The 24007-nt window shown below is 66.4% G+C and carries 16 protein-coding genes and 3 pseudogenes; 10 read left to right on the top strand and 9 right to left on the bottom strand.

Annotation, left to right across the window (positions count from 1 at the left end; translation table 11 throughout):
- Positions 1-6 precede the first annotated feature (6 nt).
- Positions 7-1458, top strand: coding sequence for an aldehyde dehydrogenase (NADP(+)) (locus OUO20_RS13525; protein ID WP_268001936.1), 1452 nt, complete (start codon positions 7-9; stop codon positions 1456-1458).
- Positions 1459-1536: 78 nt separating this feature from the next.
- Here the strand turns inward: OUO20_RS13525 and OUO20_RS13520 are convergent.
- The 4 genes and pseudogenes from OUO20_RS13520 to OUO20_RS13505 all read right to left on the bottom strand — a co-directional run bounded on the left by OUO20_RS13520 (position 1537) and on the right by OUO20_RS13505 (position 7163).
- Positions 1537-2648, bottom strand: a pseudogene (locus tag OUO20_RS13520) (M24 family metallopeptidase).
- Positions 2645-4689: pseudogene (locus tag OUO20_RS13515) on the bottom strand (DUF6807 family protein). The pseudogenes OUO20_RS13520 and OUO20_RS13515 overlap by 4 nt, the downstream one beginning before the upstream one ends.
- A 30-nt stretch (positions 4690-4719) precedes the next feature.
- Positions 4720-5840, bottom strand: a pseudogene (locus tag OUO20_RS13510) (acetylxylan esterase).
- Positions 5841-5894: 54 nt separating this feature from the next.
- Complete coding sequence (locus OUO20_RS13505; protein ID WP_268001935.1) at positions 5895-7163, bottom strand: ABC transporter substrate-binding protein; 1269 nt, start codon at positions 7161-7163, stop codon at positions 5895-5897.
- A gap of 371 nt (positions 7164-7534) precedes the next feature.
- Between OUO20_RS13505 and OUO20_RS13500 the strand changes: the two genes are divergently transcribed.
- The 3 genes from OUO20_RS13500 (at position 7535) to OUO20_RS13490 (ending at position 11025) form a co-directional block, all read left to right on the top strand.
- The gene (locus OUO20_RS13500) at positions 7535-8479 is read left to right on the top strand and encodes a carbohydrate ABC transporter permease (protein WP_268001934.1); all 945 of its coding nucleotides are present in this window, start codon (positions 7535-7537) and stop codon (positions 8477-8479) included.
- Positions 8469-9413 carry a carbohydrate ABC transporter permease gene (locus tag OUO20_RS13495; protein WP_018768928.1) on the top strand — a complete coding sequence of 315 codons (945 nt, stop codon included), beginning with the start codon at positions 8469-8471 and terminating at the stop codon, positions 9411-9413. Before OUO20_RS13500 ends, OUO20_RS13495 begins: the two co-directional genes overlap by 11 nt.
- Before the next feature lie 253 nt (positions 9414-9666).
- Entirely contained in the window at positions 9667-11025 is a 1359-nt protein-coding gene (locus OUO20_RS13490) for an ABC transporter substrate-binding protein (protein ID WP_134164126.1), read from the top strand.
- A gap of 122 nt (positions 11026-11147) precedes the next feature.
- On the opposite strand, the gene OUO20_RS13485 is transcribed toward OUO20_RS13490, so the two are convergent.
- Positions 11148-13199: a beta-galactosidase gene (locus OUO20_RS13485; protein WP_268001933.1), complete on the bottom strand. Its 2052-nt coding sequence runs from the start codon at positions 13197-13199 to the stop codon at positions 11148-11150.
- 198 nt (positions 13200-13397) lie between these two features.
- Between OUO20_RS13485 and OUO20_RS13480 the strand changes: the two genes are divergently transcribed.
- From OUO20_RS13480 to OUO20_RS13460, 5 genes are read left to right on the top strand one after another with little or no spacing between them, the layout of a single operon-like run.
- Positions 13398-14687 carry an ABC transporter substrate-binding protein gene (locus OUO20_RS13480; protein ID WP_268001932.1) on the top strand — a complete coding sequence of 430 codons (1290 nt, stop codon included), beginning with the start codon at positions 13398-13400 and terminating at the stop codon, positions 14685-14687.
- Between the two features lie 45 nt (positions 14688-14732).
- Positions 14733-15686, top strand: coding sequence for a carbohydrate ABC transporter permease (locus tag OUO20_RS13475; RefSeq protein WP_018768924.1), 954 nt, complete (start codon positions 14733-14735; stop codon positions 15684-15686).
- On the top strand, positions 15683-16600 hold the full coding sequence (locus OUO20_RS13470; RefSeq protein ID WP_056392638.1) for a carbohydrate ABC transporter permease: 918 nt from the start codon (positions 15683-15685) through the stop codon (positions 16598-16600). The genes OUO20_RS13475 and OUO20_RS13470 overlap by 4 nt, the downstream gene beginning before the upstream one ends.
- 18 nt (positions 16601-16618) lie before the next feature.
- A complete protein-coding gene (locus OUO20_RS13465; RefSeq protein ID WP_018768922.1) occupies positions 16619-17254 on the top strand; it encodes a hypothetical protein in 636 nt (211 codons plus the stop codon).
- Positions 17255-17256: 2 nt separating this feature from the next.
- Positions 17257-18537 (top strand): MFS transporter, encoded by a 1281-nt coding sequence (locus OUO20_RS13460; protein ID WP_223992632.1) that lies wholly within the window; start codon positions 17257-17259, stop codon positions 18535-18537.
- On the opposite strand, the gene OUO20_RS13455 is transcribed toward OUO20_RS13460, so the two are convergent.
- The 4 genes from OUO20_RS13455 to OUO20_RS13440 are packed head-to-tail and all read right to left on the bottom strand — an operon-like array spanning position 18524 to position 23002.
- Entirely contained in the window at positions 18524-20575 is a 2052-nt protein-coding gene (locus OUO20_RS13455) for a family 78 glycoside hydrolase catalytic domain (protein WP_268001931.1), read from the bottom strand. The genes OUO20_RS13460 and OUO20_RS13455 overlap by 14 nt on opposite strands.
- Positions 20572-21147, bottom strand: a complete 576-nt coding sequence (locus tag OUO20_RS13450) for a hypothetical protein (RefSeq protein ID WP_268001930.1) — start codon at positions 21145-21147, stop codon at positions 20572-20574. Before OUO20_RS13450 ends, OUO20_RS13455 begins: the two co-directional genes overlap by 4 nt.
- On the bottom strand, positions 21108-21788 hold the full coding sequence (locus OUO20_RS13445; RefSeq protein WP_268001929.1) for a glycoside hydrolase family 78 protein: 681 nt from the start codon (positions 21786-21788) through the stop codon (positions 21108-21110). The genes OUO20_RS13450 and OUO20_RS13445 overlap by 40 nt, the downstream gene beginning before the upstream one ends.
- A gap of 5 nt (positions 21789-21793) precedes the next feature.
- Entirely contained in the window at positions 21794-23002 is a 1209-nt protein-coding gene (locus OUO20_RS13440) for a Gfo/Idh/MocA family protein (RefSeq protein WP_268001928.1), read from the bottom strand.
- A gap of 192 nt (positions 23003-23194) precedes the next feature.
- Between OUO20_RS13440 and OUO20_RS13435 the strand changes: the two genes are divergently transcribed.
- The gene (locus OUO20_RS13435) at positions 23195-23917 is read left to right on the top strand and encodes a YesL family protein (RefSeq protein WP_268003437.1); all 723 of its coding nucleotides are present in this window, start codon (positions 23195-23197) and stop codon (positions 23915-23917) included.
- The last annotated feature ends 90 nt before the right edge of the window (positions 23918-24007 follow it).

Raw genomic sequence — 24007 nt, 5'->3', positions numbered from 1 at the left:
CCTGACGTGACAACTGCAACGCTTTCCCTGACAGAGCTCACCGCTGCGGCCACAGCAGCAGCCAGGATCTCGGCCGCAGCCCCTGACGCAGAGCGCGCCGGCTGGCTGAACGCGGTGGCTGACGCCCTGGACGCCAATGCTGCTGAACTGGTGGACATCGCGGACGCCGAGACCAGCCTGGGTGCCCCGCGGCTGACGGGGGAGGTGGCCCGCACCACCGGCCAGCTGCGCCTGTTCGCCCGGGTGATCACCGAGGGTTCCTATCTTGAAGCCATCATCGACCACGCGGATCCCGCTGCCACCCCGCCCAGGCCTGACCTCCGCAGGATCCTCAAGCCCATCGGCCCTGTTGCCGTCTTTTCCGCCTCCAATTTCCCGTTTGCCTTCTCCGTGGCAGGCGGTGACACCGCCTCGGCCCTCGCCGTCGGGTGCCCGGTCATCGTCAAGGCACACTCAGGCCACCTGCGGCTGTCCGAACGCACGGCGGAGATCGTGGCGGAGGCGCTTCGCGGCGCGGGTGCACCGGACGGCCTGTTCGCCCTGGTCCACGGCCGTGAAGTGGGAACAGCCCTGGTCCAGGACCCCGCCATCAAGGCCGTGGGCTTCACCGGGTCCATCCCCGGCGGCCGGGCCCTGTTCGACCTTGCCACCTCCCGCCCCGACCCCATCCCGTTCTACGGGGAACTGGGGAGCCTGAACCCCGTGGTCATCACCGCGGCGGCACTGGAGGAACGCTCCGCGGAACTCGCCGCCGGACTGGCAGGCTCCTTCACCCTTGGGGCGGGCCAGTTCTGCACCAAGCCGGGCCTGGTGTTCATCCCCGCGGGGACGCAGTTTGCCGGGGCCGTGGCGGAGGCCAGCAAGGACAAGCCGGCCCTGGGCATGCTCACCAGCCGGATCGCGGAAGCCTACCCGGACGGGTTGCGCGCCTTCGCGTCAGTCGACGGCGTGGAGGTGGTCAGCGGCGCCGTGGACCAGGACGCGGCCGCCAACGGCGCCGCTCCGGTGGTCTTCTCCACCACCGCCGCCAAGGTGCTGGAACGCCCGGAGCAGCTGCTGGAGGAGTGCTTTGGCCCCACCACCATCCTCATCGAATACACGGGCCAGGACGAACTGTCCGCCGTCCTGGCCAAGGTCCCGGGGAGCCTGACCGGCACCCTGCACGCCCAGCCCGGTGAGGACATCGCAGGCCTGGTGGAGCAGCTGTCCGGACTTGCAGGACGCGTCCTGTTCGAAGGCTGGCCCACGGGCGTGGCCGTCAACTGGGCCCAGCAGCACGGTGGCCCGTACCCGGCCACCACGTCACTGTTCACCTCGGTGGGCGCGACGGCGGTCCGCAGGTTCCAGCGGCCGGTGGCCTACCAGGACGCCCCGGAGGCAGTGCTGCACCCGGCACTGCGTGAGGACAACCCCCTGGGCATCCCGCGCCGCGTGGACGGTGAACTGCAGCTTCCGTAAGCCAAGGGCCGGCAGGACCATCAACTAAGCCCCGGGACCGCAAGGTCCCGGGGCTTACGTGATGCCTGCAGAAGCGCCTTACAGCTGCAGCGTCACCGGCCGGTCCAGCCCATTCACGGTGGCCACAGGCCAGCGCGGGTCCACGGTGAGCACTCGAAGTCCGGATTCCGTGAGCTGTACCGTGTCTTCGATCTTGACGCCGGGGCCGGAAGGGTTCCAGGTGAAGGCCTGGTCCAGCACCACAGTGTCGGTGGCTTCGGATGTCACCCGCGGGTCACGGCCCGCGTAGCCGGCCGGACCACCCTGGTGGTGCTGCTCCCACTGGTCCGCCCCGAAACCGTGCCGCACGTAGGATGCCTGGATCTCGGCGAAAATCCTGTCCAGCCCGACTCCCGGGACGGTGGCGTCAAAAACATCCGCTTCCACCGCCGCGATGCGCGCCTCGGCGTCGCGCTCTTCCTGGGTGCCGGCGTCGAACCTGATCCAGCGGGTGATGTTGGCAACCAGGCCTTCGCGGCGGGCGCACACGACGGCCATGGCACGCCTGCCGAGGGGGAGTGCGTGGCCAACGGGTGCCGGAAGGTGGTGCGGGAGCTGCCGTTGCACAGCAGGACCAGCGGCTCCGCGCCGGCGGCCACCACCCGGCCCGCCAGGGCCGAAACCAGCTCGAATTCCGTGGTGTCGGGGCGGGCGGCAGACAGGACATCGGTCATCATGGCGGCCAGTTCCGCGCTGAGGATGGAATAGCGGGCGCTTTCAGCGGGAAGGAGCCGCTGCCGGGCGGCCCGCAGCTGCGAAGAGACGTCCGCTTCCGCCAGCGGCCGGGAGCCGTTTCCGACGGCGGCCGCGGCCTGGTGCAGGTTCCCGTACCAGGGCACGGTGTGCAGGTTGACGCCGCCGGGAAGCTCCTCGGCCGCGATCCTGCCGGCTTCGTTGTTGAACGTGACCAGGTGGTCGCCGTCCCGGTCCACCAGCAGGGCGGCGATGGGATCGCCGGCCAGGCTGATGTGGACGCGGCTGCCGTCCAGGTACCACGTCAGGGCGGTGTTCGTGGTGAGAAGCACGGAGTCATGCCCGGCGGCGTCGAGAATGTCCAGGACACGCTGGCGCTTGATGGCCCGGTCCGTCCTGGACCCGGGAGCCACCCGCGCCTCCCGCCCGGAAACGGCTGATGTTGTTGTGTGGCTCATGACGGGTCCCCCTGCTGGTTGGTCAAATCTTCGATGTCGGTTGTGGACAGGATTCCGTCGGCCACAAAGACGGTGACGCGCCGCCGCACGGGACTGCCCGGCCGGGCCGTCACGGGGGCGTCCCATGCCAGGGACTGGCCCACTCCGGGGTAGCCGTCCACCCGGACAAACCAGGGATCCGTGGACCCTTCCGGTGCGACGAACACCAGGGTGGCGGGCCCGCCGTCGAACTTTCCTGACCAGGCGAGCCAGGGCGTGACGCTTCCGTGGGCCTCCGCCTCACCGGAACCGGCGGGCGTCCAGACCGCGGCGTCACCGCAAGGGGGCAGGCGCCAGAAGAAGCCACCGTAACCGCCCTCGAAGCGTCCGTTCGATCCCGGGCTGCCCAGGCTGACCGGCTTGTCACCGGCGGGGGACAGCGCGAAGTCGAGGGACAGCCGCCAGATGGAGGGCGCGACGCCGGACCACGCCCAGGAGCGCTCCTCCACCAGGATGGGGGCACCGTCGGGCCCGTTCCAGTCCAGGGTTTCCTGGAGCTTGCCCGCACGCCCTTCGCCGGCGTCGGCCTGCACCGCCGTGGTGGCGGTGCGGACGATGCTGCCATGATCAGGACGCCAGACGTACTGCCCGGCTTCCCGGGTATAGGTGCGGCCGCCCCAGAAATTCACCCCGTCCACGTCCTGCAGCGCCACCCCAACCCCCAGGTGCCACACGTGGTCCAGCGGCTGGTGGTCCGTCACCACGGTTCCGGCCAGTGTCCGGACCGGGTGCAGGTAGGGGCGCGGGGAGGATACTGCCCGGATATGGCTGCCGTCCTGGTAGTCCGCCACCGGTCGGCCCCCAACGGTCAGCGTCCGGACCGGCGGAAGCGGGCGGGCCCAGGGGACGCCGAGTTCGGCGAACGTTGCCTGCGCCTTGACGGCGCGGGCCATCAGGTCGGTGATGCCCGGGACCACGGGGTGGGCGTCGTCGCCCCCGCCCTCCCAGGTGACGTACCGGGCGTCGATCGGGGCCGGTGCCGGAGAGGTGCGGATGGCCTCCAGGACGGCAGTGAACGCGCCGGTGTCCTCAAGGGCGCAGAGCAGGGGAGCCCCGTGGCCCGGGCCTCGAGCAGGTTCTCCAGCAGGTCCGTCCGCGCGTAGGTCTCCCGGCGCTCGCCGTCGGGCGTGGTGATGACCACCTCATCGCTGGTGTAGGAAAGGGTGATGTCACCCAGGGTTCCGTGCACGGTCACCGTGGGGTCCAGCTGTTCCGGGGCGCAGAGCGTGAGGGCGCACAGCAGCGTGGTTCCCTGGGAAGTGCGGACGCGCAGCACGGAGGTGTCGTCGCTTTCGGTCTGGTTGGCCCGGTACAGGTCCGTTTCCACGGAGGCAATGTCCGCCAGGGTGTGTGCCCCGGCCAGATGCAGGGCGGTGGCCACTGCGTGTGCCAGGGCATTGGTGGCCACGCCGTCCACCACGTCCACGCCGTCGAGGCTGCGCTTCCCGGCCCAGCGCGAGCGCTTGAAGTATGCCGTGGTCCGGAGCCACTGGCCGGTGGCGCTGATGCCCAGGACGGTGCCGATGTCCCCGGCGGCCACCAGGTCCCTGATGGCGGGCAGGGCGTGCGATCCCAGGCTCTGGAAGCCTACCTGGACCAGGCGGCCCGCTTTCCCGGCGGCTGCCAGCACGTCCTGGAACTGGGCGAGGGATGCTACCGGCGGCTTTTCCACATACACGTCCTTGCCCGCTGCCAGGGCGGCGAGGGCCAGGGGAGCATGGGTCTGGATGGGGGTGGCAATGATGACGACGTCGACGCCCGGCTGGGCGGCCAGCAGCCCGTCCATGTCCGGGTACACAGCCACCGAACCGGCCAGGCTGCCGGGCTGCGGCGGGTTGGGATCGGCGACGGCCACCAGTTCAAGGGCGCCTGCCTGTTCAAGGCGGGCCAGGTTGGCAAGGTGCCGCTCGCCGAAGCCGTGCACGCCCACCAGGGCCACCCTGGGGAGGTCTGTGGACGGGGGCTGCCGGTATGTGGATTCCGCCGAATGCTGTGTGGTCACGTGGGTCCTTGGGGAGGTTGTGGAAGAGGGTCAGAAGGCCAGCGTCTTGGCCAGGAACTCAAGGGCTTCGTCCTGCATGGGCGCGGTGAAGACGTGCCCGCCGGGCCAAAAGCTGCCCGTGTACCTGTCGGTGCCCCCGTACAGGGATTCCAGTATCCGGTGCGCCTGGCGCATTCCGTCTTCCGGAAAGAGATCGTCGGCCAGGGCGTACTGCACCAGGAACCGGGCGGCTCCTGCGCGGGCGGTGAGTTCGGGCCAGTCGCCCAGCTTCCACAGCCCGGGAGTCTGCAGCAGCCACGAATGGGCGTCCAGGTAGGCCGGGAGCAGGGACTCGAAGGTGGTCATCATGCAGGACACCACGGCGGCCCGGATACGCGGACTAAGGACTGCCAGGGCCAGGGAACGGCCGCCGCCGCCGGAGAATCCGATGCAGCCCAGCCTGTCCTGGTCGACGTCCGGCAGGGACGCCAGGATGTCCAGCGCGGCGAGGTCGTCGTGTGCCACCATGCCTGCGAGGCTGCTGCCGAGCAGCCCTGCGGCCTTGGCCACCGTGTCCTCGTGAAAGCCCGCAGCGGCGTTGTAATCGTCCGCGTCGGAAGGTACGACGCCGTCGTCCCGCCATTGTGCCCGCCGCGCGTCCAGTGCGGCGGAAGTGCGCCAGGGGGAGCAGAAAGGTCGAATTTGCGGCTGCCCCAGGCGAAAGAGTCATGGGCCAGCACAGCGAAGCCGCGGCGAGCGGTGTCGGTGGCCAGGGCGTGGCCGTCGTAGTGGCCGGCGCGGGCTGCCGCCGCCGACGGATGGTTGTCCGGCAGTTCCACCAGCCGGTCGGCGCCGCCGAACTTGTTGCCGCCGTGGCAGTGCAGCGCCAGGACCCCCGGCAGGGGCCCGGAGCTTCCGGCCGGCCGGACCAGCCAGCCCGTGGTCCGTGGGCCGAAGCCCAACTGCCAGCTGAGCTGGGAGGTGGTGGCGCCGTCGTGCGTTTCCTCCCAGTGCACGGTTAGTCCGGAAGGTGCGCATGCGCCGGGAACACCCAAGGCGTCCGAGAACTCCTGCGCAGGAGGGGCGGAGGCCTGATGCCGTGGATGGTTCCGGACGTAGGCAGGCCAGTCTTCATAGCCGGCAATGGCACTGGGGCGTGCTGTCGGGGTCATCCAGCCTGCCTCCTTTCGGCGGTGATTCTGCTATTACAGCGCGGTCGGTCCGGTTCACGCGAGGTTCTGATTAACCTCGGAGATCATGCCCTTGGCTGCGTCCCTTGGGGAGATCTTCCCGAAGAGTACATCCGTGTTGTAACGGTTCAAAACTTCCAGGGTTGCGGATGATCCTGCCGGGAACGGCTTGGGGGCCTCGACCTTCAGGGCGGCGATGCGGTCCAGGTACGCTGCCTCCTTCTGCTGTGTTTCCTTCAGCAGTGGAGTGATGCCCGCCTTCAGTTCGGTGTTGGCAGGCATGCCCCGGTCGCTCTTGATCTTGGACGCTGCATCCATGTTGTTGACCAGATAGTTGATGAAAAGGGCCGCTTCCTTGGGCTGCGCGGACTTGGACGAGATGGCGTATTCCATCGAGGACCGCAGCCAGGCGCCAGGCTGTTTGCTCTCACCCGGCAGCTTGGCCATGACCAGGGGTGCACCCGAGTAGGACGTCATCTGGTTGCTCCAGGAAATCTTCATGCCTTGTTTCCCCTGTCCCATCAGCGTCAGTTCCGGCTGCGCGGAACCGTCCTCAACGGTCTGGGACGCGGAGGGGGCGCCTCCGGTTTCCATCAGCTTCTTGTTGAGCTCAAACCACTTGGCGAGCGTGTCCTCGCTGATGCCCATTTTCTTGCCGTCGTCCGTGTAGAGCTCCTGGCCATTCTGGCGCGCCCAGACGGCAAGGAAGGAGTCGTTGGCCATGGGGGTCGTGCCGAAGGTGCCGGCGGGCGACTTTTTGGTGATTTCCGCGGCGATCCGCGCGTAGTCGTCCCAGGTCCAGGTTTCGTCGTCCGGCAGCGGCACCCCGGCGGACTCGAAGACCTTGGGGTCCAGGACCATGGACATGGAGTTGACGCCCGCCGTAATGGTGTACTGCTTTCCGTTGATCTTGCCCAGGTCAACGGTCCCGTCGGCGAACTTCGAGGTGTCGATCTGGTCCTTGACCTTGTCGAGGTCCAGGAGGACGCCGCGGCTGGAGTATTCGCTGGGGTAGGCGCCGCTCATGGCGATCACGTCCGGGGTGGTTCCGCCGGCGATCTGGGTGGCCATCTTGTCCCAGTAGGAACTGAATTCGGTGTTCTCGCCCTGGACCTTGATGGTGGGGTTGGCGGCTTCGAAGGCTTTGATGACCTCCATGGTGGTCTTTGCCCTGGAGTCGTTGCCCCACCATGCGAACCGGATCGTGACGGGATCCTCCGCAGTCCCTACTTTCCCGGCCTGCGGGCTGTTGCCGCAGCCGGTAAGAACAATAGCCAGTGCGGCGGCGGCGCCGGTGATTCCCATTACCGATTTCCTGAGACCAAACCTCATTGTTGTCCCCTCATATTTGGTAGTCACGTCCCCCTGCCACATGTAACAGAAAACGTTTTCTCAAAAACTAACAAAGGGCTGTACAGGAGTCAAGAAACCGTTTACTTTGGTACGGAGCCGCTTTCTAAAACGACGCTCCCGGCGGGCGGAACCGCTCCAGCCCTGGCGGGCATGCAGCGGGCCCGCAAAGGGAGTCCCGATCCCCCATCGCCTGGCGATGACCGAAACGTGGAGGCCACGATGACCGAAGGAGACCACATGGCCGCAAAACATATTCCCAGGACGCGCCGTCCGGCCCAGTTGCCGGCCGCAGCGTGCCTGCTGTCCGTGACGGAGCAGCAACCGTGAGCGCCATCAGCGAACTGTCTTCGCTGAGCCGGCGGAAGGGCAAAGCCACCGCTGAGGAGAAGAAGGCCAACGGGCGGGACAACAAGGCCGCCTACATCTTCCTGCTCCCGTGGCTGGTGGGCCTGGTGGCTATCACCATCGGCCCCATGTTGATGTCCCTCTACCTGTCCTTTACGGACTACAACCTGCTGCAGCCGCCTGAATGGACGGGGCTGGACAACTTCACCAGGATGCTCAGCGATGCCCGGCTGCACAACTCGTTGCGGGTTACGTTCACGTACGTCCTGGTGGGTGTTCCACTGCAGCTGGCTGTTGCACTGCTGATCGCGCTCGTCCTGGATAAGGGGCTCCGCGGCCTTCCGTTCTACCGCTCGGTGTTCTACCTTCCGTCGTTGCTGGGCGGTTCGGTGGCCGTCGCCATCCTGTGGAAGCAGATCTTCGGTACCACGGGCTTGGTCAACCAGGTGCTGGCCATGTTCGGGATCCAGGGTCCCGGCTGGATCTCGGATCCCAGCACCGCCCTGGGATCCATCATCCTGCTGCACGTCTGGACCTTTGGCGCTCCCATGATCATCTTCCTTGCGGGGCTGCGACAGATCCCAAATATGTACTATGAGGCGGCCAGGGTGGATGGTGCCACCACGCTGCAGCAGTTCTGGCGGATCACCATGCCGATGCTGAGCCCGATTATCTTCTTCAACCTGGTGCTGCAGATCATCGGTTCGTTCCAGTCCTTCACCCAGGCGTTCATCGTCTCCGGCGGCAACGGCGGACCATCCGACTCGACGATGTTCTTCACCCTGTACCTCTACCAAAAGGGCTTCGGCCAGTTCGACATGGGCTACGCCTCAGCCATGGCGTGGGTGCTGCTGCTTATCATCGGCGTCTTCACCGCCATCAACTTCATCGCTTCTAAGTATTGGGTTTTCTATGACGACTAAGCTTGAGACGCTGCCCACCCCGGAGAAGAAGTCCGGGGGCGCCGGCAAGCCTACGAACCGCAAGCCCAGGGTCCGCGAGTCCCGGGGAACCCTGGCCTTCAGCCGTGCCCAGCGCAGCAAATCGCTGATGAAGCACGGCATTCTGATCCTCGCCGGCACGCTGATGATCTACCCGCTGCTGTGGATGGTGGTGTCCTCGCTGCGTCCGAACGAGATGATCTTCCGTGAACCGGGCCTGTGGCTGAACAGCCTGGAAATGAGCAACTACACGTCCGGATGGTCGGCCCTGACCCATCCGTTCGGCCACTACATGATCAACTCCGCGATCGTCGTGATTGGATCGATCCTGGGCAACCTGGTCTCATGCTCGATGGCTGCCTACGCGTTCGCCCGCCTGCAGTTCACCGCCAAGAAGCTGTTCTTCGGCATCATGCTGCTGACCATCATGCTCCCGTTCCACGTGGTGATCGTTCCGCAGTACATCCTGTTTTCGCAGATCGGCTGGGTGAACACCTTCTGGCCGCTGATCGTCCCCAAACTGCTCGCCACGGATGCGTTCTTCGTCTTCCTCATGGTGCAGTTCATCCGCGGCATCCCCAAGGAGCTTGACGAGGCCGCCAGAATCGATGGAGCCGGCCACCCGCGCATCTTCCTTCGCGTGATTCTGCCGCTGATGGTGCCGGCCCTGGCCACCACCACCATCTTCACCTTCATCTGGACCTGGAACGACTTCTTCGGCGCCCTGATCTACCTCACGGACCCGGACATGTTCACGGTTCCGGTGGCCCTGCGGGCCTTCGTGGATTCGCAGTCGGCCACGAGCTGGGGCTCCCTGTTTGCCATGTCCATCGTGTCCCTGCTGCCGGTTTTCCTGGTCTTCCTCTTCGGCCAGCGGTTCCTCATCAAGGGCATCGCCACCACCGGAATCAAATAACGGCAGGCCTCGCCCGTCGCCGCGGTACCCCCTGCACTATCTGTTCGAACGGCCCGTCGCCAGCGACGGGCCGTTCGTGCGTCACGGGACGGGGGCATTTCGTCCGCATCTTGTAATACAAGTAACGAACTTGTAGCATTAGGTACAGAAAGCGCTTTCGCGGACTGTGGCCGGCCTTCGAAACCTCGACGGCCATGCCACCGGCCAGCCCCAACATCACCGCACCTGGATCAAAGAAGATCGGAGTTACACAGTGCCGCTATTTCCCCGTCCTGCATCCGCTGCCAAGCAGCCGGCAGGGGTACCACCTTCACGCCCATTGCGCCGAACCCGTACAGCAGGTGCGGTCGCCGCTGCCGTCGCCGCCGTCCTTGCCCTCAGCGCCTGCGGCGGGGGAGCCGCTCCGCAGAACGCTGACGGAACCGTTGAGCTTCGCTTCTCCTGGTGGGGCGGCGACAAACGCGCCCAACTGACGCAGGAAGCTATCAAGCAGTTCGAAGCCGAAAATCCCAAGATCAAGATCAAGCCGGAGTTTGGGGACTGGAGCGGCTACTGGGACAAGTTGGCCACGCAGGTGGCAGCCAACGATGCCCCGGACATCATTCAGATGGACGAGAAGTACATCACGGAGTACTCCAGCCGCGGCGCCCTTCTTGACCTGTCCAAGTACGACATCGACACCTCCAAGCTGGACGAGGCAGCACTCAACGCAGGCAAGGGCGAGAAGGGGCTGACGGGGATTGCCGCCGGCATTAACGCGGCCACCATCCTGGCCAATCCTGCCGTCTTCCAGGCTGCCGGGGTTCCGCTCCCGGACGATAGCAAGTGGACCTGGGACGACTTTGGCCGCATTGCCGCTGAGATCACCGCTAAGTCGCCCAAGGGGACCTACGGCGCTGCAGCCTATGGAACTGACGAGGCGTCCCTGGGTGTCTGGCTTCGGCAGAACGGCAAATCCCTGTATACCTCCGATGGAAAGCTGGGCTTCGAGCCGAGCGATATCGCCGAGTGGTGGGCATTCCTGAAGCAGCTGAGCCAGAAGAAAGCAGTCCCATCCGCGTCCGAGGTAGTGGAAGCCGAGGCTGCCCCGCTTGACCAGAGCGGATTGGCAACAGGCAAGAACGGCATGGCCTTCTGGTGGTCCAACCAGGCGCCGGCCCTGGAAAAGGCAAGCGGCGGGGACCTGAAGATTCTGCGGTTCCCCACCAAGACCGGCTCTGCCGCTGATGCAGGCCTCTGGTACAAAGCGTCGCAGTTCTGGTCAGCTTCCTCGCGCACCAAGCACCCGCAGGAAACGGCCAAGTTCATCAACTTCCTGACCAACAATGTCAAAGCCGGCGAGGCCCTCCTCGCTGACCGGGGTGTCTACCCCAACTCCGACGTGCGGGCCGCGATCCAGCCGAAACTCACCCCGGCCGATGTCAAGGTGGTCAAGTTCATCGACCAGATCAAAGACGAGCTCGGCGAGGCGCCGGCGCCGCCGCCGAAGGGAGCCGGTGCCATCCAGGAGATCATCAAGCGTTACACCTCTGAGGTCCTCTTCGAGCGCTTGTCCCCGGATGATGCCGGCAAGAAGGCCACCGACGAGATGAAGTCGGCCATCAGCAAGTAGGACTCCACACCGCCAACACGGCTCCGGACAACATGGGTGGGTGCCTCCCCACCCAGATGTCCGACGGCGGGTGGCAGCTCCGCCCCGGCGGGAACCGATGGTTCCTTTCCGGGGCGGAGTTGTTAAAGCGCAGTTGTACGGCTGCCGGCTTGCTGCGCCTGGCTTTCAGTTACCACTGCGACGCCGCCGGCAGGAACTGTGCCCGGAAACTGCTCACCGGTCAGCAGGTCCACACCGGCGGCTGTGACGGCGGCATCCGCCCGCGTGTGGTTGATCGCGAACAGGAAGCTGCGCCCGTCGGCGGACCGGCGTCGCACCACTTCCACCCCGGGATCGGCAGTGGCAACGGGGGATACGCCTGATTCGGCCAGCAGTTTGTCAACCAGGGCCTCAATCCCGTCGGCATCGGGGAACGTGGCCAAGTACCAGGCAGCCCCGGAACCCACGGGCCGGCGGGTGAGGGAAGGGACGCCCTCCAGCGGGTATTCGGTGAAGGTCTGGATGGCCTCGGCGCCGGCAAGGTGCAGGTGTTCGCTCCAGACGGATGACACAGTGCCGTCGCCCAGCTTCAGCTGCGCCCCGGCCAGCAGCGGATGGAACTCCTCCACCCTTACTCCCAGGAGCTCACGGAAGGCGCCCGGATAGCCGCCCAGCCGCACATGGTCCTGCATGTCCACGATCCCGCTGAAGTAGCTGACCAGCACCGTTGCGCCGGAGTCGGCCGCAGCGGCGACATTGTCAGCGGACTCATCGGACACGGCGTACAGCGTGCACACCAGCACCAGGTCGTAGCCTTGCAGTGACGTTGACGGATGCACCAGGTCCACGGAGACTCCGCGCAGGACCAACGACCGGTGGAACGCCCGCAGCAGGTCCAGGTACTTCACGTCGATGCTCGGCTTGGAGTCGATCTCAGTGGCCCACCAGGCCTCGTAGTCGAACACAATGGCGGTACGCGACTGGACCCGCGAACCGCGCACGGGTTCGAGGCGTTTCAGTGCCGCGCCGAGCTCCACCACCTCACGCCACACCCGCGTGTCCCGTCCGCCGTGCGGGACCATCGCTGAATGGAATTTCTCGGAGCCCACATAGCTCTGCCGCCACTGGAAGAACATCACGGCGTCGGCCCCGCGTGCCACGTGCGACAGTGAATTGCGCAGCATCTCGCCGGGCATCTTGGGCTGGTTGCGCGGCTGCCAGTTAACGGCCGACGTCGAATGCTCCATCAGGATCCACGGGTCGCCCCCCGAGATACCACGGGTGAGGTCCGCGCTGAACGCGAGTTCCAGGTGGCGTTCCGGGTCCGCGGCCACAAGGTAGTGGTCGTTGGCGATGACGTCCAGGTCTTTGGCCCAGCTGAAGTAGTCCATGGATTTGGTGGCACTTGAGGCCATCAGGTTGGTGGTGCAGGGGATGTCCGGGGTCACCTCGCGAAGGACGGCCACCAGCTCCCGGTAGTAGTCCATCAGCGCCCACGAGTTGAACCGCTGAAAGTCCAGTTGCTGGCCCGGGTTCAGGGTGGACGGGGCGACGGCGGGCGGCAGGATTTCGTCGAAGGAGCCGTAGTTCTGGGACCAGAATGCCGTGCCCCAGGAGGCGTTCAAGGCATCGATGCTCCCGTACCGGCGTTCGAGCCAGGCGCGGAAGGCGGCTGCGTCCTCTTCCCCGTAGAACTCCGAGACGTGGCAGCCCAGTTCGTTGTCAACGTGCCACAGCGCCAGCGCGGGGTGATTCTTGTACCGTTCGGCGAGTGCGCGCGTGATCCCGGCGGCGTAGCGGCGGTACACGGCCGACGACGGCGTGTAGTGCCGCCGTGAGCCTGGTCCCAGCACGGTCCCGTCAGCCGTTACCGGCAGGATTTCCGGGTGTTTGCGGACCAGCCAGGCGGGAGGCGCGGCGGTGGCGGTGGCCAGGGCCACTTTAACGCCGACCCCGGCGAGGTTGTCCATGACTTCGTCCAGCCAGCCGAACTCGTAGTGCCCTTCCGCGGGTTCCAGCAGGGCCCAGGAGAAGATGCCGACGCTGAGGAAATTCACGCCCGCTTCCTGCATGAGTTCCAGATCCTCCAGCCGGACACCCGCGGGCCATTGCTCGGGGTTGTAGTCGCCCCCGAATGCGATGCCCCCGACGTTGCTCCAAACTTTGGACGGGCGGGTGCTTTCCTGCTGTGTCATGGGACTCCTTTGTCGACTGAGGTGCTGCCTTACAGTAAGGAAACGCTTTCTTGGAAAACGCTTGCCTGAGGGCTTGGAAAACGCTTGCCCATTGATCCGAATGCAGCTATTGTATCGTTTCAGAAGCCATGTTAGCCAGCTCACTACTTACGTTGTAGACCGAGCCAGGCCAGGCACCCGTAGAGCAAGGAGGCTCCCGTGATCAACAGAAGGCATTTCCTCACAACCGTGGCCATCGGCACCGCATCTGCCGCAGCCCTGGCAGCCTGTGGGAACGGAGGCAGCTCGTCCGGCCAGACCGGATCCGCTGAAAAACCCGTGACCATCAACTACACCTGGTGGGGCAACGACGACCGCGCCGAGCGGACCCGCAAAGCCATCGCCCTGTTCGAGTCGAAGAACCCGGACATCAAGGTCAACGGCAACTTCACGGACTTTGCCGGCTACTGGCAGAAGCGCGCCACCGAAGCGGCAGGCGGCGGCCTGCCTGACGTGATGCAGTGGGACCTGTCCTACCTGCGCGATTACGGCCAGCGCAACCAGCTCCTGGACCTGGGCGCAGTGAAGATCGATACCTCCGCGTTCGAGAAATCACTCCTGCCGTCCGGCCAGATCAAGGGCAAGACCTACGGCATCCCCACCAGCACCAACGCCTTCGCGGTCTACTACGATCCCGCCAAGCTGGCCTCCCTGGGCATCGCCGAACCCACCGGTAAGTGGACCTGGTCCGAATTCCAGGCATTCCTGAAGGAAGTTGGGGACAAAGGCAACGGCACCCTGTACGGCTCCACGGACTTCACCGGCGTGTGGTGGCAGTTCAACATTTGGCTCCGGCAGAAGAACATCCAGGCTTTCACCAGCGACGGGAAGCTGGGATTCAGCAAGGACGACCTGAAGACCTGGTGGAACCTCAACTCGAAGCTGCGCGGCACCCAGGCCCTCGTGCCGGAAGACCGGGTAACCCAGCTCAAGCCCAAGTCGCCGTTCGGCTCCAACGTCAGTGCCGCCGAGGTTACCTGGGACAACTTCATGGCCGGATACCTGGCCGACAGCGGTGCCAAGCAACTCAAGCTGGTACCGGTACCCTCGGACGACCCGAACAACCTGGGCCTGTTCCTGAAGCCGTCCATGCTGATGGTGGCCAGCGCCAAGACCAAGTTCAAGGACGCTGCCGCACGCTTCATCGATTTCATGGTCAACGACCCCGAGGTGGGCCAGATCTTCAAGACCTCCCGCGGCGTTCCGGCCTCCAAGACCCAGCGCGACGGCACCACGTTCGATGGCGCCGACAAGCTGGTGGTTGATTACGAGAAGTCCATCGAGCAGTACCTCAAGGACGCACCCGAGCCGCCCATCGTCGGTTTCGGCACGCTCGAAGCGTCGTTCGGCCGGATCGCCTCCGACCTCAACTACGGCAAGCTCACCGTTGACGGTGCCGTCGACGCGTGGTTCAAGGAAGCCGAAGACCTCATCAAGCAGAATGCCTGATCCGGCCAGTGCCGATCGAGTGTTCACGACTGACGGATTGAACTCGTGACTCAAAGCCCAACCCTGAGCAGGCGCCAGGGGCACTCCGGTACCGCGCTGCCGCGCAAGTCGCGGCAGCGCGGGGCGGATGCCCGCGCCGGTTACACCTTCCTGCTGCCCTGGCTGCTGGGTTTCATCGCCCTGACGGTCGGGCCGATGATCTCCTCGCTGTACCTGTCGTTCACCAACTACAACCTGTTCGAGCCGCCCAAGTGGATCGGCTTCGACAACTACGCCACCCTCTTCCAGGACGAGCGGTTCCTGCAGTCCGTGGGCGTGACCCTGTCCTACGTGGTCTTCGGCACCCCGCTCAAGCTCGCCGCGGCCTTGGCGGTGGCGATGCTGCTGAACAGCAAGCGCCGCGGCCAGGGCTTCTACCGGTCGGCTTTCTACGCCCCGTCCCTGATTGGGGCCTCGGTGTCCATCGCGATCGTCTGGAAGGCCATGTTCGGCGATTCCGGACCCGTTGACCAGGGCCTGTCCTTCTTCGGGATCAACATCGGCGGCTGGGTGGGGAATCCGTCCATGACCATGCCCATGATGATCCTGCTGACCGTGTGGCAGTTCGGCGCCCCGATGGTGATCTTCCTGGCCGGCCTGAAGCAGATCCCGGGCGAACTCTACGAAGCAGCATCGATGGACGGTGCCGGTCCTGTCCGGAAGTTCTTCAACATCACCTGGCCCATGCTCTCCCCGGTGATCTTCTTCAACCTCCTGATGGAAACCATCCACGCGTTCCAGATCTTCGCGTCGGCGTACATCATTTCCAACGGTGAAGGCGGCCCCGCCGGATCCACCCTCTTCTACACCCTCTACCTGTACCTGCGGGGCTTCAGCGACTTCCGGATGGGCTACGCCTCAGCCATGGCATGGTTGCTGGTGATCGTGGTAGGCATCATCACCCTGATCTTCTTCCGCACGTCCAAGTCCTGGGTCCACTACAGCGGTGATGCAAAATGACAACCACGGCAACCCCCGTCCAGCCGGCCCCGGGCGCCACCGCCCCGGCCTACAACCCGAAATCCGAATCCAGCAGCGCAAAACGCGCCAAGAGCACCATCTTCCACGCCGCAGCGCTCGTGCTGACCTGCGTGGTGCTCTACCCGGCCCTGTGGATGATCGCCTCCGCGTTCAAACCCAACTCGGAAATCGGCGGCCAGAACACCTCGCTGTGGTCCAACAACTTCAGCCTTGACAACTTCGCCACCGCGATGGACGGCATCGGCGGGGTCTCCACCCTGCAGTTCTTCACCAACTCGCTGATCCTGGCCGTCGGCGCCGTCGTGGGCACCATCCTCTCAGCGAGCGTGTCCGCCTACGCCTTCGCCCGGATCAAGTTCCCCGGACGCAGCGTGTTCTTCGGCATGATGATCGCCACCTTGCTGCTGCCGTTCCACGTGGTGATCATCCCGCAGTACATCATCTTCCAGCAGCTCGGACTGGTGGACACCTACGTCCCCCTGCTCATCGGCAAGTTCCTCGCCGGAGACGCGTTCTTCGTGTTCCTCATGGTCCAGTTCATGCGAAACCTCCCCGCCGAACTCGACGAAGCAGCCCGCATCGACGGCGCCGGGCACGTCCGGATCTTCACCTCCATCATGCTGCCCCTGATGAAACCGGCCCTGATCTCCACCTCGATCTTCTCCTTCATCTGGAGCTGGAACGACTTCCTGGGCCCGCTGCTCTACTTGAACACCCCCGACAAATACCCGCTGCCCCTGGCCCTGCGCCTCTTCGTGGACCAAACCCAGTCTTCGGACTACGGCGCCATGATCGCCATGTCCGTCCTGGCCCTGCTCCCCGTGCTGATCTTCTTCCTCATCTTCCAGCGGTACATCGTCGAAGGCGTTTCCACCCAGGGCCTCAAGGGCTAACGGTCAACGGAGAGAAAAATGAGCATCATGGACAGCACCACACCGGCAGCCCACCAGCACGAGCCCATCCCGGTGAACAGGTTTGCCCTGTTCTCCGAAACCCTCCTGGCAGGACTGCTGGTGCTGGTGCTGTCCATCCCGCTGGTCACTATCCCCGCCGCCTACGCCGCCGGCATCGCCCACCTGAAACGCCACCTGGCGGGCCGGGATGATTCGGTCCGCGGACTCTGGAGCCTCTTCAAGGAGGCCCTGCCGGGCAGCTGGAAGCTGGGCCTCACGACGGCGGCTGCCGCCGTCGTGATTGTCCTCAACCTCCTGCTGGCCTGGGTGGGGCAGCTTCCCGGCCGTGGTGTGGTGCTGCCTGCCACCCTGGTCCTGGCGGCCGGGGCGGCGATCGTGCTGCTCCGCACCGCCTCCGCCTGGTCCGACGGCCAGCCCACCGGCGCCACCGGCAACAACATGTGGCACCAGGCCCTCCGTACCGGCAAGGACATCTCCCTGCGCGACTGGACCGGTTCGCTGCTCCTCGCGGCCGCGCTGTTCTGCGCCGTGGTGTTCGTCTGGATGCTTGCGGCGCTCTTCGTGGTAGTCCCCGGCACCCTGATCCTCGCCGCGGCCGCAGTCAAACTCCGTTCCCACCGCACCCTCCGGTAGCTGTGCCTTCCCGACGAACCCGTTCCGGACCCGCCGCCAGTCCCGGTACCACCCGGGCCCGCTGGTACCACCCCCTCAGCCAACACAATTACCGTCTGTTCCTGGCCATGCAGCTGGCCGGGAGCCTTGGCGTGTGGATGCAGCGGCTGGCGCAGGACTGGCTGGTGCTGCAGCTGACCGGAAGCCCCGCGGCGGTGGGGGCCGCCGTCGCCCTGCAGTTCCTGCCCATGCTGGTGGTGGGCCCGCTGGCCGGACTGGTGGTGGACCTCTTCCCCAAGCGCCGGATCATGATGGTGTGCCAGTCCGTCATCGTGCTCCTGGGCCTTGGGCTGGCGGCATGGGCGGCAAGCGGCACCCTGACCGTCTGGGTGGTCTACGGCAGCTGTATCGCCCTGGGCGTCACCGCCGCAGTGGACCAGCCCACCAGGCAGGTCTTCGTCAATGAAGTGGTGGGCGACGCCGCCCTGCGCCCGGCGATCGGACTCAACAACGCCCTGTCCCAACTGGGCGCCATGGCCGGGCCTGCGCTGGGCGGCATCGTGATTGCGCAGGCAGGACCGGCGGCCGCGTTCGCTTTGAATGCGTTGATCGGGGTTGTGGTGCTCGGCCTGATTGCCGGCATCCGGTTGCACGAACTGCACCCCGGCGCACCGGCCGAAAGGGGCCGGGGCCAGGTCCTTGCCGGCTTCCGGTATGTCCGGGAGAGGCCGCGCCTGCTGCTCCTTATTGTGTTGGCCGGGCTGCTGGGCGCCTTTGGCATGAACGGGCCGGTGGTCCTTGCCGCCTTTGCCGAGCGGGTGTGGCACAACGGGGTGGAAGGCTTTGGCCTGTTCAACACGGTCAGCGCCTTGGGCGCACTGGCAGGCGCACTCCTGGCGGCACGGCTGGGCAACATGGGCCGAAAGGGCATCGTGGCCGCGGCGGCCCTCTTCGGGTTGTCCCAGCTGGTGGCCGCGCTCATGCCCACCCTGGTGCTGTTCGTGGCGATGCTGCTGGTGGTGGGTGTGATGACGCTGCTGTTCCTGACCTCCGCCGCCACGGCCGTCCAGCTCGAAGCCGGTCCCGCTATCCGCGGCCGGGTGATGGCCCTGTATTTGCCGCTCCTGCTGGGCGGGCATGCCTGCGGCGGCCTCCTGGCCGGCTGGCTGACCGAGCAGTTCGGTGTCCGGGCCGGGCTGGTGGTCACCGGCTGCCTGGGCATGCTGTCCGCCGTGGTCATCGGCTTCCTGCTCTGGCGGCACGGGCGGCGCACCCGTCCTCCCGTGGCAACTACCGGGCCGTAAACGTCCAGGTGCCGGTGTGCACGCGGAATTCCCTGGCGGCGCCGGCCGCTGCGCGCAACGGGACGGAAGGTACGACGACGGCATCCGCGGAGGGCCCCTTCACCCCGTAGGCGCCGTCGGGCAGCCGGACGATTGCCGTGGTTCCGGGTGGAATGGTGCATTCCAGTTCCACCAGGCCGCCGCGCCGGTGCCAGCCGGCCTGAACGTATCCGTTGCCGGTAGGGACGCTGCCGCGGGCATGCTCCAGCCGGCAGAGCGGTGGTTCGACCACTACTTCGGTGCCGCCGGCCACGGCGTACCGGATGCCGAGCAGGTGCTCAAGGATCTCCTTGAGCACGGACGCGGACCAGGCATGCGACTGGCTGTAGTCGCTGCCGTCAACCAGGTCCCACGCCTCCCACGTGAAGGTGGCCCCGCGGTCCAGGAGCCGTGCCCAGCCGGGCTGCCCCTTGCCGGTGAGCAGGTCCAGCACGGCGTCAGTCATGCCCTGGTCCACCAGCGCGCGGACCAGCCGGTGGACCGTCATGGGTCCCTGCCGCATTCCGATTCCGGCAATCCGGGCGGCATCCGCAGCCGCATAGGCGGGGTCAGTGATGCCGAGCGACAGCGGGAAGGACGTGGCGTGCTGGGAAGCGTGGGAACTGGGTGTCCCGTCCTCGTGGAGCCCGTCCACCATCACCCCGCCAACGCGCAGCCGGCTGCGGATCGCGCCGGCCAGGGTGCGGGCCATGCCGGCATAGTGGGCCGCCGCGTCCTGTTCGTCGGCCGCGCCGCAGAGCCGGGCGGTGGACACCAGGGCCGAGTAGGCCTGGGCGTTGACGGTGGTTTTGGCCGCGCAGTCCATGTCGTAGCCGAACCGGCCGGGCGCCGGCCAGTCGACGATGCCGTGCAGGTAGGGTCCGGAGCCGCCGCCCAGCCTGGTGACCAGTCCCGCCGTCGGGCCCTCCGCAGGAATGTACCGGAGCGCATAGTCGGCCGTGTCGCGCAGGTGCGGCAGCAACTCCCGGACCAGGGCAAGGTCACCCGTGCGCAGGTGGTACTCCTCCGCCCATTCCGGCAGCATCAGGGAGAAATCGGGGATGTCGCGCTTCCCGTCGCCGTTGGGATAGACAGCGTTGTAGCGCCCCTTCTCCTCCCCGTCATGCCAGTAGCGGCAGGCTGACCAGGCGAACTCCCGCAGCGCCTGCGCCGTATAGGCGTGTTCGCCGAACAGCGCCATGGTGGCATAGGAAATGTTCGCGGCGTCGGCCAGGAACTGGCCTTTTTCCCGGGTGGGAGTGTCCACGAACTGTTCCTGGATGCCATGCAGCGCAGAATCGCGGAGCAGGCCGAACACCGCGTCCAGGGTTGGGTCCGAACTGCTGAAGCTGCCCTCGGCGGGGTGGCTGGCATGGACGATGGCGGCGCCAACGCGTGAGACTTCCGCGGCATCCACGCCGGGAAGCTCCAGGTAGCGGAAGCCCAGATGCACTGAGGCCCGGTACTGCTGGGGCCCGGAAGCCTGGGTGTATGGGAAGGACATGTCGGTGTTCTGGCTGGGGGTCTTCCCGGCGTCCACCCTGCCATCGGGGCGCAGGACGTAGCCGGCCCGGAGCATCACGGTGCGCCCGGGCACCCCGTCCAGGAAGTCCACCTCCGGCCGCGCGGCGATGACCTGGCCAAAGTCGGCAACCATTGTGCCGTCGTCGGCCGTCAGGAACTGCCGTGGCGCCACGAACCTTCCGGCAAGGAAGGTCCTGCGGGGGTGCAGCCGGGGAAAGTCCGACGACGGGTGGCCGGCAATGGGGATGGCGGCCGGCAGGTCAAAAGCCGCGTCAAGGGACGCGGCTGCCTGTCCGTCGAGGTGCTCGACGGGATCGCCCTCGTCGTTGCGGTAGCCGGCCTGGCGGTACGGCGCCTCGCCGGCGGACCAGCCAGGGCCCGAGGCAAGGATTTCCCGGCGCCCGTCGTCGTAGTCCACGGTGAGCCGGACCAGGAGGCCGGGGATGCCGGCGGCGCGGCCTTGGCCCGGGCCGTACCAGTGAAGCAGGGCCGTCACCGGCACGGGCGTGTCCGGGGGTGTCCGGCGAGGAGCTCCGTAAGGTCGGCGGCGTCGTAATAGCCCTCGCCGGGATAGCCGAACGAGGTGGTGCTGAGGCAGTGCGTTCCTGCCACGGAGAACTGGGCGTGATGGTGGGCTGCGGCGTAGAGCCGGGCACGCCGCACGGTCCCGCCGAGCGTGAAGGTGGTCCGGAACAGGGTCCACTCATCCGGCTGGCGGTGGAGGGTGGTTCGGGGCCAGTGCGCCAGGCATGCCAGGGCCTGGTCAGCGTCCGTGTCGAAACGGTGGTCCAGCAGCAGGTTTTCGCGTCCGCCGGCCGTCCCGGCGACGCGCAGGGAGGCGTACTCGGCCTGGCTCCGCGGGCCCTGGTGCAGCGCAAGCATGGCTGCGCCGCCTTCGTCAACAGGGACGTCAACCGCCAGCAGTTCGGCGCCGTCCACGGCGACGCGGATGATCCGGCCATCATCGCTGACCGCAAGGTTCCGCCAGGCGCCGCCGGACGCCGCGTTGGTGGCCTGGGCGCTGGCTATTAATGCCGTCTCCGGAGCCGCGGGGAGGGGATCTCCCATGCCGGGGCGTGGCGGAGCACCACTTCCCCCGTGGCACCCAGTTCCAGCAGCAGGCCGGTTCCGGGGCAGCTGCTGCGCAGGAGCAGGCCGGCCCGGCCCATCACGGGGCGTACCCGGGCCTCAAGCCGGAAGCTGGGCAGCGCAGGGCAGGGAACAGGGAGGAAGGGGGAACCTGCCACCCGGAGTGCGTGGTCGAGCACTTCCAGCGGGGCCCGTCCACCCGGGGCCCGTCCCATCCAGCCGGCCCGCCACGAACTGTCCGTGAGGCCGGTGCTGAAGGGCTGGAGGGCGGACCAGGGACCGGGGACACCGGTGGCGTCCCGGATGCGCACGCGCCAGGCGTAGTCGGTGTCCTCGTCAAGGCGGGAACCGCCGTACGGAACCCCACGCTGGGAGGAGGCCGGCACCTGCCCCGAGTTCCACAGCACGGCGCCCAGGGCATCCTGGACCTCAAGCTCGTAGCCGGTCTGCCGCGCAAGGGCGGGATCGCCGTCGTCGTCCTGCCCCAGCTGCCAGCTGAACTGAGGTGACAGTGCGGCGGTCAGGCACGAGGCAAGCCCGTCCGTCAGGAGGTTGATGGCGTGGAGCTGCCCTGCGTCTTCCGAAATCGCTGCGGCCTCGCGGTCTGGGGCTTCCTCCACGCCCCTCATGAGGCCGGGATTTCGAAGGAAGTTGGTTTGGCGGCAGCCCAGGGGAGGCCAAGCTCACTGAACGTGGCATGCTGCCGGCCCGCGCGCTCCAGGGCGTCCTCGATGCCAACCACCACGGCATGGGCTGCATCGCCTTCGCCTTCCCATCGGACATGCGCTGGATCGATGGGAACGGGACGCGGTGCTGTCCTGACGGCCTCAAGCACCAGCATGAACGCCCCGCTGTCCACCAGGCTGCTGATCAGCGGAACGCCGTGGGCCCGGTGGGCCAGGAGGTTCTCCGTCAGGTCGTCGCGGCCGTAGGTCTCCTCCGTGCGCCCGGACGCCGTCTCGATGGTGAGCCGGTCCTCGGTGTAGTGGAACACCGCACTGCCGGCCGAGCCCTGAAGGGTGACATAGGGCTCCACGGATTCCGACGCGCAGATGGTCAGGGCGCAGGTGATCGGCAGGCCCGTAGCGGTGCGGATCCGGATCACGGACGTGTCATCCGACTCGATGTCGTTGGCACGGTACAGCTCGGTCTCCACGGAAGCGAGGTCCGCGGTGGTGCGCGCCCCGGCGATCCGCAGCGCGGTTGCCACGGCGTGCGCAAGTGGATTGGTGGCAACACCATCCACCACGTCCACCCCATTAATGCTCCGTTTTCCCGCCCAGCGGGAGCGCTTGAAGTAGGCCTTGTCCCGCACCCAGCGGCCGGTGGCGGAGATGCCTTCCAGGGTTCCGATGGTTCCGGCGGCAACCAGTTCTTCGATGGCTTTCAGGGCGTGCGAGCCGAGGCTTTGAAAGCCGATTTGTACCTCCCGGCGCGGTTGCGATGCCGCCGAACACAGCCGGTTGAAGTCCACGAGGGAGGCCACGGGAGGCTTCTCCAGGTACAGCTCAGCGTCCGTTGAGAGGGCGGCCAGGGCCAGCGGGGCATGGGTCTGGATGGGCGTAGCCACAATGATCAGGTCCAGGTCCCGGGTCGCCTCGAGGAGGTCATCGAGCCCCTGGTAAACAGCGGCCGACGGCGGGACGGCGCCGGGTGCCGGCGGCTGCGGGTCCGCCACGGCCACCAGTTCAACGCTCCCGGCCGCCTGGAGGCGTTCGAGGTTCCGAAGGTGATGGGTGCCAAAGCCGTGCACCCCCACCAGGGCAATCCTTGCCGCAGCAGGTGCGGTGACTGTCCCGGCGCCGCCGCCGGCGGCTTCCGTTGCTGTTCCCAATGGTTCTCCGTTCTGCCCGGGCACCGGCCTGCGGGTACCAGCATCGAGGTGCGCAGCAGTCCAGCAAGCGCTTTCCACCTTTTAGTGTGCGGTATGCACGCGTCCCCCGTCCAGCTATGTAACGATTCAAAATTCCGCTTGACCCGGGTGTGGAGGGAGGGCTAGATTTTCGAGGAACCGATTACTGGCGTGATGCGGACCACTTTCCGCTTCGCCTCTGCAACGATGGAGAAGGGGGATTGCGGCATGCTGTCCGGAACCTTGAGTGCGCGCGCCTACTCATTTTTTGACACGCTCGTATGGATAGCCTGCCTCAATCTGCTGTGGATCGCCTTCACCGTTCTGGGTCTGGGGGTCTTCGGTGCTGGACCGGCTACTGCCGCCGCCCAGATTGCGGTGCGCAAGCGGGCCGCTGGGGACGCCGCTCCTCTGCTGCGTGGCTTCACCGCCGCATACTTCCGGAGCTTCCGCAGGGCGAACATGCTTTCACTCCCGGTCATGGCCATCGCAGCGGCGCTTGTCCTGAACTGGAACTACTTCTCCCGGGGCGCAGGCCTCTTTTCGCAGCTCATGGCGGCCGGCATTTTCGTTGCGGCGATCTTCGTGGCCGGTGCCGCCTGTTACGTGTTCCCCATGTATGCGCGGTATGAGCTCCCAATGACGCAGTACCTGCTGGTGTCCTCCCGGTTTGCGGTGCGGCACCTGGCGGGAACGGTGATCCTGCTCTTTGTTTCGGCCGCGGTGGTTTATGCCAGCGGCAGCCTTCCGGGCTTGATCCCGTTCTTCAGTATCGGCGTCTGGCTCTACCTCACCGGCTGGTTGTGTGACCGCTTCTTCACCGCCAATGACGAGGCCGTAGCCGCTGTGGCGGAACCAGCCGTCCCGCCAGCCCTCCAGCAGGCCTCGACTGCCTGACTTCCCCGGGCAGCCGGCCGCTTGCATTGATGTGGCCCAGACCTGCCCGGACACGTGAATGAAACGTATCAACAAGGGGCGGAACAACCC

The organism is Arthrobacter sp. FX8, from assembly GCF_026723805.1.
GTDB lineage: Bacteria > Actinomycetota > Actinomycetes > Actinomycetales > Micrococcaceae > Arthrobacter.
This window is presented reverse-complemented; position numbering and strand designations above follow the sequence as displayed.